Origin of the sequence: Kitasatospora sp. NPDC088779 (genome assembly GCF_040685395.1) — a bacterium.
In the GTDB taxonomy this organism is placed as follows: Bacteria; Actinomycetota; Actinomycetes; order Streptomycetales; family Streptomycetaceae; genus Kitasatospora.
The window spans coordinates 17,560-31,302 of record NZ_JBFBHW010000014.1 but is presented as its reverse complement, the minus strand read 5'-3'; the positions used below and the strand labels follow the sequence as shown (position 1 = coordinate 31,302).

Genomic DNA, 13,743 nt, shown 5'->3' with positions numbered 1-13,743 from the left:
TGGTAAACCCGGGGCAGGTGCGGGGGCGGTGAAGAAACGCCGCCGCCCGGGCCGGGGCCCGGGCGGCGGGGAGGTCGACGGTCAGAGGCGCATCGCCTGCGGGGCCTCACGGCGCCCCAGGTCCGGGCCCTCGTACTCGCGGATGATCTCGTAGCGGGTGTTGCGCTCGACCGGGCGGAAACCGGCGTCGCGGATCAGGTCGAGCAGGTCGTCGCGGCCCAGCTTGTTCGGGGTGCCGAAGTTGTCCGCGTCGTGGGTGATCTTGTACTCGACCACCGAGCCGTCCATGTCGTCCGCGCCGTGGCTGAGCGCCAGCTGGGCGGTGGTGACGCCGTGCATCACCCAGAAGACCTTGACGTGCGGGACGTTGTCGAAGAGCAGCCGGGAGACCGCGAAGGTCTTCAGCGCCTCGGCGCCGGTGGCCATCTCGGTGCGGGCCATCAGCTTGTTGCGCACGACGCCGTCCTTGGAGTCGTGGAAGTCGTGCTGGTAGCGCAGCGGGATGAAGACCTGGAAGCCGCCGGTCTCGTCCTGCAGCTCGCGCAGCCGCAGCACGTGGTCCACCCGGTGGCGGGGCTCCTCGATGTGGCCGTACAGCATGGTGGCCGGCGTCTTGAGGCCCTTGCTGTGGGCGAGGCGGTGGATCCGCGACCAGTCCTCCCAGTGGGTGTCGTGGTCGACGATGTGCTGGCGGACCTCCCAGTCGAAGATCTCCGCGCCGCCGCCGGTCAGCGACTCCAGGCCGGCGTCGATCAGCTCGTCCAGGATCTCGTCGGCGGGCAGGCCGCTGATCTTCTCGAACCAGTGGATCTCGGTGGCGGTGAAGGCCTTCAGCGAGACGTTCGGCAGGGCCGCCTTGAGCTCCCGCAGCGAGCGCGGGTAGTAGCGCCAGGGCAGGGTCGGGTGCAGGCCGTTGACGATGTGCAGCTCGGTGAGGGAGTCGACCTCCATCGCCTTGGCGAGCCGGACGGCCTCCTCGATGCGCATCGTGTAGGCGTCCTTCTCGCCCGGCTTGCGCTGGAACGAGCAGTACGCGCAGGACGCGCTGCACACGTTGGTCATGTTGAGGTGGCGGTTGACGTTGAAGTGGACGACGTCGCCGTTCTTCCGCGTCCGCACGTGGTGGGCCAGACCGCCCAGCCAGGCCAGGTCGTCGCTCTCGTAGAGCGCGATCCCGTCCTCGCGGGTCAGCCGCTCACCCGCGTAGACCTTCGCCTCCAGCTCGCGCTTCAGCCCTGCGTCCATGCGGTGCCCCGCCTCCTCCGACTTCGATTCCTTGCCGGACCGAGACTACGTCACTCGTCCGCTCGCCTCCGGGCCGCTCCGACCCGGTGCCGACGCTCCTCGCTCCGGCGCTCCTCCGGCGCTAGTCGCTCGTCGCTTTCGGCACCGGCGCGCCCTTCGGCTCGGGACGGTCCGACAGCAGCTCAGCGAGCAGCGCAGGGTCGATGTTGCCACCACTGACCACGGCCGCGACCGCCCGGCCCCCGGCCTCGGCGGCGCGGTGGAAGTAGGCCGCCGGGGCCACCGCGCCGGAGGGCTCGGCGACCAGCCGGCCGCGACGGGCCAGCAGGGCGACGGTGGCGCGGATCTCGTCCTCGGTGACGGTGACGATGTCGTCCACGTACGCGGTCAGGTGCTCGAAGGGCAGCTCGCCGACCGACGGGGTGCGCAGGCCGTCCGCGATGGTCCGGTAGGTGTCGGCGACCGGCCAGGCCAGCCGGCGGCCGGCCCGGAAGCTGGCCTGGGCGTCGGCGGCCAGCTCCGGTTCCACACCGATCACCCGGATGCCCGGGCGGGTGAGCTTGAGCGCGGCCGCCGTCCCGGAGATCAGGCCGCCGCCGCTGACCGGCACCAGGACGGTGTCCAGCCCGGCCGGGGCGTCCTCGGCGATCTCCAGGCCGACCGTGCCCTGGCCCGCGATGATGAACGGGTCGTCGTACGGCGGCACCCAGACGTAGCCGTGCCGCTCGGCCAGCTCGGCGGGCAGGGTGTCCCGCTCCTCCGGCGACACCAGGACCACCTCGGCGCCGAACCCCCGGGTGGACTCCACCTTCACCGCCGGCGAGGTGTCCGGCATCACGATCACGGCCTTGATGCCGAGCAGCGCCGCCGCGTACGCCACCGCCTGCGCGTGGTTGCCGCTCGACTGGGCGACCACGCCGCGGGCCCGCTCGGCCTCGGTGAGCGCGGCCAGCCGGTTGTAGGCGCCGCGGGTCTTGAAGGCCCCGGTCGGCTGGAGGTTCTCGGGCTTCAGCCAGAGCCGGCGCTCCCCCTCGTCCGCCCACGGGGCGGGAACCAGCGGGGTGCGCACGGCCACCCCCGCGATCCGCTGCCGAGCGGCGCGCAGTTCCTCCAGACCGACCAGTGCCATCCGTCACTCTCCTTCGGGAGGGAGTTCGCTCACCCGGTTCTCCCACTTCGTGGAGAGTACGACGGTGGTGCGGGTGCGGGCCACGCCTTTCGTGCCCGAGATCCGCTTGACCACCGACTCCAGGCCCGCCACGTCGGCCACCCGGACCTTGAGCATGTAGGAGTCGTCACCCGCGATGAACCAGCAGTCCTCGACCTCGTTGAGGTCCTTGAGCCGGTGCGCGACGTCCTCGTGATCGGCGGCGTCGGTCAGCTGAAGGCCGATCAGGGCCGTGACGCCGAAGCCGAGCGAGGCCGGATTGACCGTCGCGCGGTAGCCGGTGATGACGCCGGCCTGCTCCAGTCGGTTGATCCGGTCCGTGACGCTCGGGCCGGAGAGTCCGACCAGCCGGCCCAGCTCGGCGTAGGACGCGCGGCCGTTCTCCCGGAGCGCCTGGATGAGCTGTCTGTCCACCGTGTCCATATACCGTCCGCGTCCTTCCGAACCTCACCAGACCCACAGATCATTATCCGGATTCCAAGGCGCCATGCGCGGAACAACCCGGATATCGCAGAGAAGATACTCTCCCGCCCCCGGCCTCCTCACTCCCCCTCAGTCGACACGCTGCCGTTCTCGTCGGCCCGGCGGGCCGCCGCCCCCAACTCCCCTTCCCAGCGCAGGTACAGGGAATGCGGGACGCCGACCGCGTCCAGCACCCGGCCGGCCACGAAGTCGACGAGTTCCCGCACGGTCGAGCCGCCGGCGTAGAAACCGGGCGAGGCGGGGAGGACGACGGCGCCCTGCGCGTCGAGCTCCACCAGGTGCTTCAACGTCACCCCGTTGAGTGGCGTCTCGCGCACGCACACGACCAGCGGGCGGCGCTCCTTGAGGGTGACGCTGGCGACCCGCTGCAGCAGGTCCTTGCTCAGGCCGAGCGCGATCCCGGCCACCGCGCCGGTGGTCGCGGGCACCACCAGCATGCCCTTGGCCGGGTACGAGCCGCTGGACGGGCCGGCCGCGAAGTCCCCGGCGGGCCAGTAGCGGACGTCGTCCAGGCCCTCGTCGGAGCCCAGCCAGGCGGCCAGGTCGGCGCGCCAGTGGGCGTCCCGGAAGGAGATGCCGGTCTCGTCGAGGATGGTGAGCCGGGCGGCTCGGCTGACGATCAGGTCCACCGGCTCCCCGGCGGCGAGCAGCGCCCGGATCGCCGAGGCGGCGTACGGCGTCCCCGACGCACCAGAGACCCCGACCACCCACGGCTGACGCTTGACTGTTCCCATGTCCCATTTCTATCCGGACTCACCCGGTCGGGCCTCATCCGCGGGCTCCCCTGGAAGGATGGGGGCATGGCAGCGACCCTCGTCGACCTCACCCATCAGGTGACCACCGCGATGCCGGTCTACCCCGGCGATCCGGCCGTCCTGTTGGAGCCCGCTCTCACCACCGCCACCGCCGGGGTGAACGTGCTGGCCCTGCACCTCGGCTCGCAGTCCGGGACGCACGTGGACGCGCCGTACCACGTGGACGTCACCTGGCCGACCCTGGACGGGCTGCCGCTGGAGCGGTTCACCGGGCCCGCGGTGCTCGCCGACCTGCGCGGGCTGGAGCCCCGGGCCGCCGTCACCCCCGAGCTGCTCGCGCCCGCCCTGGCGCGCGTCGGCGAGGGGTCCGTCCTGCTGCTCGCCACCGGCTGGGCCCGGCACTGGGGCACCGACGCCTACCTCGCGCACCCCAGCCTGACCGCGGACGCCGCCGAGGCGATCGTCGCCGCCGGGGTGCGGACCGTCGGGGTGGACGCGCTGAGCGTCGACCCCACCCCCGACCCGGGCCCGGGCGACCCGGCGGTCGCCGCGCTGCTCGCGGACCTCACCGACGAGCACGACCAGCCCGGCGCCGACGAGCCGACCCTCGCCGCGCACCGGGTGCTGCTGGGGGCGCCCGGCGGCGGGGTGATCGCCGAGAACCTGACCGATCTGCGGGCGCTGCTGGACGCCCAGGAGGCCGGGCGGCCGGTCGAGGTGTCACTGTTCCCGCTGCGGCTGGCGGCGGCGGACGGTGCGCCGGTCCGGGCGGTGGCACGGCTGGGCTAGGACCTGTCTTCAAACCCCCGCCCGCGCGCCGACGGGGGTTTGAAGACACGCCCTGGGCCGTTCCGGCCAGTCGCCGCACGGGACTTGGTCTAGACCATCCCCCGGCGCCGCCGCTACGCTGTCCGCCCATGGCAGAGATCATCGGAGTGATCGAGCGACTCTGGCGCTACCCCGTGAAGTCCACCGGCGGCGAACGGCTCGACTTCGTCGAGGTGGACGAGCGCGGCCTGGCCGGCGACCGCCTCTACGCCGTCCGCGACGCGGACGGCAAGCTCGGCTCGGGCAAGAACACCCGCCGCTTCCGCCGGATGGACGGCCTGCTCCGCCTCTCCGCCCGCCTCGGCCACCGGATCGACGGCCCCGAACTGTTCGACCCGCTCGGCCGCCCGGTCGCCGACCCGGCCGCGTTCCTGCGCGCCTACCTCCAGCGCGAGGACGTCGAACTCGCCCGCGAGGACGCCGTCTCCCACTTCGACCAGCTGCCGGTCAGCGTGCTCACCACCGCCACCCTGGACTGGGTCCGCGAGGCCGCCCCCTTCACGGTGGTCGACGAGCGCCGGTTCCGCCCCAACATCCTGCTGCGGACGCCCCCGGGCACCCCGCCCTTCGTCGAGGACCGCTGGTTCGGCCGGGAGGGCCACGGCGGCACCGGCGCCCGCCTCGCCTTCGTCCGCTCCAGCGAGCGCTGCGCGATGACCGGCGCCCCGCAGCCGGGGCTGCCGCACGCCCCCGAGATCCTCAAGGCGATCGTGCACGCCCACGACGGCCGGCTCGACGCCCTCGCCGAGGTCGCCGCCCCCGGGCGGCTGAGCGTGGGCGACGAGCTCGCGCTGCACTGAGACCGGCGGGAGCTGGGGAGAAGAACCGCAGGTCAGGACGGTCTCAGAGATTTTCGAAAAAACTTCTGGATCAGCTGCAACCCCAGCGGCCGCCGCACGTCTATGTCAGTGAGAGGCGGGGAAGCCCGCCGAACCCGGACCGCGAGAGGCGCTGGGGGCGACGCCCTCGAACTTCGGGTCCGACTTCCACCACATGTACCGGCCGGCGGCTGAAATACCGACGGCAGAACACCCCGGGGGGTATTTCCTTGCCTGCTGTCCGCGCCCGTCGTTCCCGCTCCACCGTCCTCACCGCCGCCACCCTCGGCGTGCTGCTGGCCACCGGCGCGGTGCTGTCCTCCCCCGCCGCGTACGCCTCCCAGGCACCGGCCGCCGCGACCGCCCCCGCCGCGCCGGCCACGGCCGACAAGCCGTCGTTGAAGGTCAACGCGCCGGCGACGGTCGGCCGCGGCGGACAGCCGGTCGAGTTCACCGAGACCATCACGAACCCCGGCACCACCGAGGCCTCGTTCACCCTGAGGATCGGCACGAGCGGCGCGGGCCCCATCGCGACGCACGCCATCAAGGTCGACTACCGCGACGCGGACGGCACCTGGAAGCCCGTCGCCGACACCGTCCCCGGCCTGACCGTCGCCGCCGGCGCCACCAGGACCGTCCAGCTGCGCCTCACCACCGAGCTCGCCGCCTACTGGTCCAACCAGGACTCGACCGTCACGCTCAGCTCCGCCGTCCTCGACGCGACCGGCACCACCGTCCTCGCCGAGAGCACCGACCAGGTCGCGGCCAAGGCCCTCACCGTGCAGGTCAAGGACGCGCCGACCACCGCCGTCGCCGGCGGCGCCCCGGTCGAGTTCGACGTCACCGTGACCAACCCCAGCGCCTCGCGCTACACCACCGTCGACAAGGTCGTGGAGGCGGACAAGCACAGCACGCTCCAGGTGCGGAAGGCCGACGGCACCTGGGAGAACATCACCGGCACCCCCAGCAGCCAGCCGGGCTCCGACCGGGTCACGTACCACCTCACCGACGACAGGACCATCGCCGCCGGCAGCAGCGACACCCGGCACGTCCGCTTCGCGTTCACCGCCGACGCCCCGCTCGGCACGGTCTACATCCACCCGTGGGCGATGGTCGACCAGGGCAGCGGGGCCATGCAGGCGATCGTCGGCCCCCAGTTCGTCGCGATCGACGTCACCGCCGCTCTGGTCGCCACCAAGCCGGCGCTGACCGTCCAGGAGCCGTCCCCGATCGGGTTCGGCGGCGAGCCCGTCGAGTTCTCCGAGACCGTCACCAACCCGGGCACCGCCGAGGCCCCGTTCACCCTGAAGCTCAACGTGAGCAACGTGCACGCCCGGGTGCACGACGCGTTCGCCATCGAGTACCGCGACGCCGACGGCACCTGGAAGCCGGTCGAGCTGACCTTCAAGCAGAGCGACAAGACCTTCAACTTCAGCGGCAAGGTCACCGGCCTGACCGTCCCCGCCGGCGCCACCAGGACCGTCCAGCTGCGGCTCGCCGCCGTGGGCAACAACGACGCGGGCGGCTACAACCAGCCGACCAAGCTCTACTCCGCCGTCGTCGACCCGGCGGCCGAGGACACCGTGCTCGCCGAGGCCACCAAGGACGTCGCGGTGAAGTCGCTGGCCGTCCAGCTCAGGAACGCGCCGACCACCGCCGTCGTCGGCGGCGCCCCGGTCGAGTTCGACGTCACCGTCGACAACCCCAGCGCCTCCCGGTTCGGCAAGCTCGCCACCATCCTGTGGGTCGACCCGCACAGCGTCCTGGAGATGCAGAAGGCCGACGGCGCCTGGGAGACCGTGCCCGGCACCCCGGGCCCCCAGTCCGGCGGCCCCGCCCGCTACCTCCTCAGCGACGACGGCCTCGCGGCAGGCGCGACCATCACCAAGCACGTCCGCCTCGCCTACACCGCCGAGGCCAAGGTCGGCCAGACCGCCGTCAACCCGTCCGCCCTCATCAACGAGGGCACCGCCCACGCCGCCGACGCGGGCCCGCAGGGCAGCGCGATCCAGCTCACCGCCGCGACCGCCGACACCTCCGGCGTCGACACCGGCCCCGTCATCCGGACCACCTACACCACCGGCACCGCCGACGAGACCGACACCACCGACACCACCGGCACCACGGGCACCACGGGCACCGCCGCCCAGCTGGCGGGCGGCCAGCTCGCCCACACCGGGTCGGACGGCGTCATCAGGACCGCGGCGGGCGCCGCCGCCCTGCTCGTCGGCGGCATCGGCGCGCTCTTCGTCGCGCGCCGCCGCCGCAGCGCCTGACCACCCCCGTCCGAGCCCCGGCTCCCCGGCTCCGCCCGGCGAGCCGGGGCTCGGCGCTTTCCGGGGGACACGTCCCAGGGCCCAGGAACGGATCAGGCAGTCTCCCGGCGCCGCTACGGCAGGGCGACCGCCCGCAGGTAGGTCTCGGCGAAGAGGTCGATGGACTCCTCCAGCGAGGGCAGTCCGGCGCCGAGGGCCGGTTCGAGGACCGGCCGCAGCAGGATGTGGTTGACCAGCGGGCCGAACAGCAGTTGGACCAGCACCGGGAGCGGCAGCGGACGCAGCCGTCCTGCCTCGATGTACGGCAGCAGCAGCCGGCCGAGGCCGTCGAACAGTCGCGGCAGGTGGGCCGCCATCATCCGGGAGGCGGGGCCGTCCGGTCGGGCGAACAGGTCGGCGAAGACCGCCGGCATGACCCGGGGCCGGCGGTCGAAGGCCGCGGCGAAGGCGCGGTGGAGTGCCCGGACGGTGTCCTCCAGGCACTCCGGCGGGTTCGCGGCGAGCGCTTCCAGGTCCGGCAGCGGGCCGTACTGGAGGAAGACGGCGGTGAGCAGGCCGTCCCGGCCCTCGAAGACGGTGTGCAGGCTGGGCAGCGAGCACTCGGCGCGGTCCGCCACGGCGTCCAGGGTGACCCCGCCCAGGCCGCGTTCGGCCACCAGCCCGGCTGCCGCCGCGATCGCGCGCTCCCGTACCGGCGGCCGTCCGCCCGGGTCGACGCCCGCCTGCCGGACCGCCTCGTCCAGCGGTGCCCGGCAGCCGCCGAGCCTGCGCAGCAGGGTACTGCGGGAGATTCCGGCCGTCGCGGCGATCGCCGTCAGCGGAACGTCCGCGACGTCCTGGCCCCGGTCCTTCGCCGCCGCGAGGGCGGCCGCCACCAGATCCTTCATGTGAAGCAGCATACTACTTGACACCTGAGACAGTTCCAGAGACTCTGTAAATGCAAGTTCCACACGGAAGGTGATCAACCGAGCACAGCAAGGGAGAGAGCCATGAGCGTCGTGATCTCCGGGGGCGGACCGGCCGGAATGATGTTGGGCCTGCTGCTGGCCCGGGCGGGTGTCGAGGTGACCGTGCTGGAGAAGCACGGGGACTTCCTGCGGGACTTCCGCGGCGACACCGTCCACGCCTCCACCGTGCGATTGATGGACGAACTCGGCCTCGGCCGGAAGTTCGCCGCGCTGCCGCAGAGCCGGCTCGGCAACCTGGTGGTGCCGGTTCCCGGCGTCGGCCAAGTCCCGCTGAGCGCCTACGACCGACTGCCCGCGCCGTACAACTACATCGCGATGATGCCGCAGTGGGACCTGCTCAACTTCCTGGTCGAGGAAGCCCGGCAGGAACCCACCTTCACCCTGCGGATGAACACCGAGGCCACCGGGCTGATCCAGGAGAACGGCCGGGTGGCCGGCGTGCGCTACCGCACCCGGGACGGCGAGCAGGGCGAGCTCCGCGCCGACCTCACCGTCGGCACCGACGGCCGACACTCGACCCTGCGCAAGGCGGCCGGTCTGGTGGCCGAGGAGTACCCGGTGCCCTTCGACGTCTGGTGGTTCCGCCTGCCCCGGCACGCGGAGGAACAGGCCGCGCCGCCCAGCCTCGTCGCCGGCTTCGGCAACGGCGAACTGGCCCTCAGCATCGCCCGCGACGGCTACTTCCAGATCGCCTACTTCAAGCCCAAGGGCTCCGACCCGCAGCTGCGCGCCGAGGGCGTGGAACGCTTCCGCGAGCGGATCGCCCGGCTGCTGCCCCAGTACGCCGACCGCGTCGACCAGTTGGCGGGCATGGACGACGTCCACATGCTCGACGCCCGGCTCAACCGGCTGGACCGCTGGTACACCGACGGCCTGCTGCTGATCGGCGACGCCGCCCACGCGATGTCCCCGGCCGGCGGGGTGGGCATCAACCTCGCCATCCAGGACGCCGTCGCGGCCGCCACCCTGCTCGCCGAACCGCTGCTGCGCGGCCGCCCGACCACCGCCGCACTCGCCCGGGTGCAACGGCGGCGCCAGATGCCGACCGTGGTCATCCAGCGGCTGCAGCGGATTCTGCACGGCGTGATGTTCGTCCCGGCGCTCACCGGCCGGCGGTCCGGCCCGCCGATGGGATTCGCCGCGCTCGTCCGCCACGTCCCGGCGGTCCGGCTGGGCATCTCCCGCCTGATCGCCTTCGGCCCCCGCCCCGAACACGCCCCGGCCTTCGCCCGACGACCCCCGGCGTAGCCGGCCGCCGTACGGGCCGGAGACCGGCCGTTCGGGCGGGAGGCTTCCGGGGAAGGACCGAGGGCATGACGATCCCTCACCGCTCGACCGGCACCGGCGACCACCACGTCCTGGTCCTGCACGACTGGTTCGGCACCAGCGCGGGCTGGGGGCCCTTCCTCGACTACCTCGACGGCAGGGCCTTCAGCTACGCGTTCCTCGACTACCGGGGCTACGGGGAGCGCAAGGACGTCACCGGCTCCTACACGCTCGCCGAGATCGCCGCCGACACGCTCGCCCTGGCCGACCAACTCGGCTGGGACCGCTTCTCGCTGATCGGCCACTCGATGGGCGGCAAGGCCGCGCAGCAGGTGCTGGCCGAGGCGCCGCTGCGGGTGCGCAAGCTCGTCGGCCTGGCACCCGTCCCCGCCGGGGCCTACCCGCTGGACGCGGACGGCGAGGCGCTGTTCTACGGCGCCGCCGAGGACCGCGAGAAGCGGTACGCGATCCTCGACCTGGTCACCGGGCAGCGGGCGGGCCGGGTCTGGCTGGACCGCATGGTCGACCAGTCGCTCCGACTCTCCACGCCCGAGGCCTTCGGCGGGTACGTGCGGGACTGGGCGACGGCCGACCTGGAACGCCGCATCAGCGGAAACCCCGTCCCCGTCAAGGTGATCGTGGGCGCACACGACCTCGCCCTGACCGCCGACGTGATGCGCGGCACCTGGCTCGCCCACTACCCCAACGCCGAACTGGAGGAGCTCGGCGGCAGCGGCCACTACCCGATGTACGAGACGCCGGTGGCGCTGGCCACCTCGCTGGAGTCCTTCCTGCACAACTGACACCCGCCTTCACCCGACCGGGTGCGCTTCGCGGTGAGGGGCGGGGACCTGTAGCAGGCTCCTCCGCATGACTGACGATCCGTCAGTGCAGTCACCTCGACCTCGCGGAGATCTCCATGGCCAACGTCCCGAAAGACCTCAAGTACACCAAGGACCACGAGTGGGTGCGGACCACCGGCAAGGACAAGGCCCAGGTGGGCATCACCGATTTCGCGCAGAAGCAGCTCGGTGACATCGTCTTCGTCGACATCCCCACCGGGGGAAAGCAGCTCGAATCCGACGAAGCGTTCGGCACGGTGGAGTCGGTCAAGTCGGTGAGCGAGCTCTTCATGCCGCTCACCGGAACGGTCACCGCGGTGAACGAGAGCCTGAGCGACGAGCCCGAGCTGATCAACACGGACCCGTACGGCGACGGCTGGATCGTCGAGCTCACCGCCACCAGGCCTGACGAGCTGAAGCAGCTGCTCACGGCCGCCCAGTACGAGGCCTTCATCTCCGACCGTTCGGAGTAGCCGCCCCGGGCCGAGCGCACAGGAAGTCGGACTCGCCGACTTCCTGTGCGCAGCCGGCACCCGGTCAGTCGGCGGAGGCCAGGGCGAGGTCGGTGCGCGAAGCACTCGGGGGCGCACGCGAGTTGGCGCGCGCCTGGTAGACGATGGCGCATGAACCGGAGACCCGCACGCATGGGGCGTCTCATACTTCTCGCCTACGTTCGAGACATGACAGAGAAGCGAGTTGATGGCACGTCACCTGTGCTGGCGGTCGGCGCCCCCGGAGCGGTCGAGCGACACGTCGGGCTGCAGCTCGCCGCCGCCGGGGTGCGGGTGCGGACGCTGACGCAGCGGGCCCTGCTCGACCCGGCATCGCTGGAGGCGGCGGTCCAGGGGGCGGGAGCGGTGCTGCTGGGGTGGCCGTTCCCCACGGCGGACGAGGCGGCGGACGCGGTGGGGGTGCTGGCCCGGGAGGTCGGGCGGGTCGTGCTCCTCTCCTCGACGGCCGTCCGGGTCGAGGGCGAGGTGGAGGCGCTGCTCGCCGGGAGCGGGGTCCGGCACACGGTGCTGCGGGCGCACGGGTTCACCGCCGCGCTCCAGTGGGCGGAGGAGATCCGCTCCGGGGGCGCCGTGCAGGGCTACGGCGGCGCGGCCGGACTGAACCCGGTGGACGAGCGGGACATCGCGGCGGTCGCCGTCCGCGCCCTCACCGAGGACGGCCACGACGGCGCGCGCTATCTGCTCACCGGCCCGGAGTGCCCCACCCAGGCGGAACAGGTGGACATCATCGGCGAGGCCGCCGGCCGCCCGGTGAAGTGGCAGGAGATCCCCCGCGAGGCGGCCCGCCGCCGCATGTCCGCCACCGGCCGGCCCGGAGCGGTCGTCGACAGCGCACTGGACTTCATCCACGCCCGCATCACCACCCCGAACCCGGCCACCACGACGGTCCAGGACCTCACCGGCCACCCGCCCCGCAACTTCCGCACCTGGGCCACGGATCACGCCGCGCTGTTCCGCTGACCCGGCTAGGCTCGGACGAGACGAGAGGAGCGCCCTGTGAGCCAGCCGGTGTCGAATGGAACCGAACTCATCCCTCGGCCTGAGAAGACCCCCGCGGCGATCAAGGCCGCGCTCGCCGTGGTGGCTGCCGACCGGCTTCCGGAGATGGTGGAGGGGCAGACCAGAGCCATGGCGGCGGCCATCGAGGCAGGCAGCGTCAACCCGATCCGCGCGTTCGTTGCCCACTGGGCCACCGTGGTGGAGATCGAGCGGGTCCCGGCCACGGCGCAGACCTACCACCGGGAGAACTACCTGGCCAACCACGCCGCAACCGTTGAGGAGTGCCGCCGACACGCCACGGAGGTCGCCGTGCTGTACCGGTCCGCCTTCTCGGCGGTGAACGGGTGAGCTGGAGCTGGGAGTACCTGCCCGGCGAGGAGCACGTCACCGGCGGGGCACCGGCCAGTTTCCTCTCGGCAGTCGAGCAGAAGGCCGCCGAACTGGTTCGGGCAGCCGAAGCGCTCTACCTGGATGGCACCACGTACGAGGGCAGTGGCGAGCCCATGCAGTGCCTCGACGTCGCCGGAGGACTGATCACTTACTACATCGTCCCCCGACTCGAACTCGTCGTCGTCTGCCAGTTGACCCCGCCGCTCACCTGATCCAGGTCTCCCAAGGCGACGGGGTCCACGCAAGTGACTCCGCGGGGCTCAGACCCCGAGCCCACGGATGATCAGGTCCAGCAGGGCGAAGGCGAACAGCGAGATGCCCACGAAGCCGTTGGTCTGGAAGAAGGCCCGGTTCAGCTTGGACAGGTCGTTCGGCTTGACGATGGTGTGCTCGTAGACGAACGCCCCCGCGACGACGACCAGGCCGACCCAGAACGCCGCGCCGGCGTGGGTCAGGACCGCGAACCACCCCAGCAGGAGCGTCGTGACGAGGTGGCACACCCGCGCGCCCCGGATGGCCGCCGGGATGCCGAAGCGGGCCGGTACCGACCGCACCTTGCCGTGCCGGTCGGACTCGACGTCCTGGCAGGCGTAGATGAGGTCGAAGCCGCCGATCCACACGCCGACCGCGACACCCAGTACGAGGGCGTCCCACGACCAGGTGCCGGTCACCGCGAGCCAGGCGCCGACCGGGCCCATGGCCTGGGCGAGGCCCAGGATGGCCTGCGGGAAGTCGGTGAAGCGCTTGCCGTACGGGTAGACCACCATCGGCACGACGGCGACCGGCGCGAGCGCCAGGCAGAGCGGGTTGAGCATCGCCGCCGCGCCGAGGAAGACGATCAGTGCCACGGCCGAGCCGGCGTACGCCGTCTTCAGCGACACCGCACCCGTGACGAGTTCGCGCGAGGCCGTGCGCGGGTTCCGGGCGTCGATCTCGCGGTCGATGATCCGGTTGGCGGCCATGGCGAAGGTGCGCAGGCCGACCATGCAGACGGTGACGATGAACAGCTCGCCCCAGTGCACCCGCTTGTCGGCGAGGAACATGGCCGTCAGTGCGGCGGTGTAGGCGAAGGGCAGGGCGAAGACCGAGTGCTCGATCATCACCAGGCGCAGGAAGGCCTTCGTGCGCCCGGGCGTCTCGACCGCAGCGGTGCTCACAGTCCGTACTCCGGGAGACCCCCGCCGGTGCGGGGA

The 13,743-nt window shown here is 72.3% G+C and carries 15 protein-coding genes; 9 read left to right on the top strand and 6 right to left on the bottom strand.

What is annotated here, in order from left to right; all coding sequences use genetic code 11:
- Positions 1-81: 81 nt before the first annotated feature.
- The 4 genes from mqnE to AB0P03_RS15695 all read right to left on the bottom strand — a co-directional run bounded on the left by mqnE (position 82) and on the right by AB0P03_RS15695 (position 3,630).
- Complete coding sequence (mqnE, locus tag AB0P03_RS15710) at positions 82-1,245, bottom strand: aminofutalosine synthase MqnE (protein WP_063348893.1); 1,164 nt, start codon at positions 1,243-1,245, stop codon at positions 82-84.
- Positions 1,246-1,366: 121 nt separating this feature from the next.
- Positions 1,367-2,374, bottom strand: coding sequence for a threonine/serine dehydratase (locus AB0P03_RS15705; RefSeq protein WP_363629301.1), 1,008 nt, complete (start codon positions 2,372-2,374; stop codon positions 1,367-1,369).
- Between the two features lie 3 nt (positions 2,375-2,377).
- The gene (locus tag AB0P03_RS15700) at positions 2,378-2,836 is read right to left on the bottom strand and encodes an Lrp/AsnC family transcriptional regulator (protein ID WP_063348891.1); all 459 of its coding nucleotides are present in this window, start codon (positions 2,834-2,836) and stop codon (positions 2,378-2,380) included.
- A 119-nt stretch (positions 2,837-2,955) separates the two neighbouring features.
- Positions 2,956-3,630, bottom strand: a complete 675-nt coding sequence (locus AB0P03_RS15695) for a UbiX family flavin prenyltransferase (protein ID WP_363629299.1) — start codon at positions 3,628-3,630, stop codon at positions 2,956-2,958.
- Positions 3,631-3,696: 66 nt separating this feature from the next.
- On the opposite strand from AB0P03_RS15695, the gene AB0P03_RS15690 reads away from it, so the two are divergent.
- The 3 genes from AB0P03_RS15690 to AB0P03_RS15680 all read left to right on the top strand — a co-directional run bounded on the left by AB0P03_RS15690 (position 3,697) and on the right by AB0P03_RS15680 (position 7,573).
- A complete protein-coding gene (locus tag AB0P03_RS15690) occupies positions 3,697-4,440 on the top strand; it encodes a cyclase family protein (protein WP_363617857.1) in 744 nt (247 codons plus the stop codon).
- 128 nt (positions 4,441-4,568) lie between these two features.
- Complete coding sequence (locus AB0P03_RS15685; protein WP_363579957.1) at positions 4,569-5,279, top strand: MOSC N-terminal beta barrel domain-containing protein; 711 nt, start codon at positions 4,569-4,571, stop codon at positions 5,277-5,279.
- Between the two features lie 248 nt (positions 5,280-5,527).
- A complete protein-coding gene (locus AB0P03_RS15680; protein WP_363629298.1) occupies positions 5,528-7,573 on the top strand; it encodes a hypothetical protein in 2,046 nt (681 codons plus the stop codon).
- 113 nt (positions 7,574-7,686) lie between these two features.
- Here AB0P03_RS15680 and AB0P03_RS15675 read toward each other — a convergent pair whose 3' ends face one another.
- Complete coding sequence (locus AB0P03_RS15675; RefSeq protein ID WP_363579955.1) at positions 7,687-8,460, bottom strand: TetR/AcrR family transcriptional regulator; 774 nt, start codon at positions 8,458-8,460, stop codon at positions 7,687-7,689.
- 102 nt (positions 8,461-8,562) lie between these two features.
- Here AB0P03_RS15675 and AB0P03_RS15670 point away from each other — a divergent pair, with 102 nt between their 5' ends.
- The 6 genes from AB0P03_RS15670 (at position 8,563) to AB0P03_RS15645 (ending at position 12,762) form a co-directional block, all read left to right on the top strand.
- On the top strand, positions 8,563-9,789 hold the full coding sequence (locus AB0P03_RS15670) for an FAD-dependent oxidoreductase (RefSeq protein ID WP_363629296.1): 1,227 nt from the start codon (positions 8,563-8,565) through the stop codon (positions 9,787-9,789).
- Between the two features lie 65 nt (positions 9,790-9,854).
- Entirely contained in the window at positions 9,855-10,610 is a 756-nt protein-coding gene (locus tag AB0P03_RS15665) for an alpha/beta hydrolase (protein ID WP_363579953.1), read from the top strand.
- A gap of 116 nt (positions 10,611-10,726) precedes the next feature.
- On the top strand, positions 10,727-11,122 hold the full coding sequence (gcvH, locus tag AB0P03_RS15660) for a glycine cleavage system protein GcvH (RefSeq protein ID WP_363629295.1): 396 nt from the start codon (positions 10,727-10,729) through the stop codon (positions 11,120-11,122).
- A 207-nt stretch (positions 11,123-11,329) separates the two neighbouring features.
- The gene (locus AB0P03_RS15655) at positions 11,330-12,121 is read left to right on the top strand and encodes a hypothetical protein (protein ID WP_363629293.1); all 792 of its coding nucleotides are present in this window, start codon (positions 11,330-11,332) and stop codon (positions 12,119-12,121) included.
- 36 nt (positions 12,122-12,157) lie between these two features.
- A complete protein-coding gene (locus AB0P03_RS15650; RefSeq protein ID WP_363579950.1) occupies positions 12,158-12,508 on the top strand; it encodes a hypothetical protein in 351 nt (116 codons plus the stop codon).
- Positions 12,505-12,762 (top strand): hypothetical protein, encoded by a 258-nt coding sequence (locus AB0P03_RS15645; protein WP_363629291.1) that lies wholly within the window; start codon positions 12,505-12,507, stop codon positions 12,760-12,762. The genes AB0P03_RS15650 and AB0P03_RS15645 overlap by 4 nt, the downstream gene beginning before the upstream one ends.
- Positions 12,763-12,810: 48 nt before the next feature.
- Here AB0P03_RS15645 and mqnP read toward each other — a convergent pair whose 3' ends face one another.
- Entirely contained in the window at positions 12,811-13,707 is an 897-nt protein-coding gene (gene mqnP, locus AB0P03_RS15640; RefSeq protein ID WP_363629289.1) for a menaquinone biosynthesis prenyltransferase MqnP, read from the bottom strand.
- Positions 13,708-13,743 lie beyond the last annotated feature (36 nt).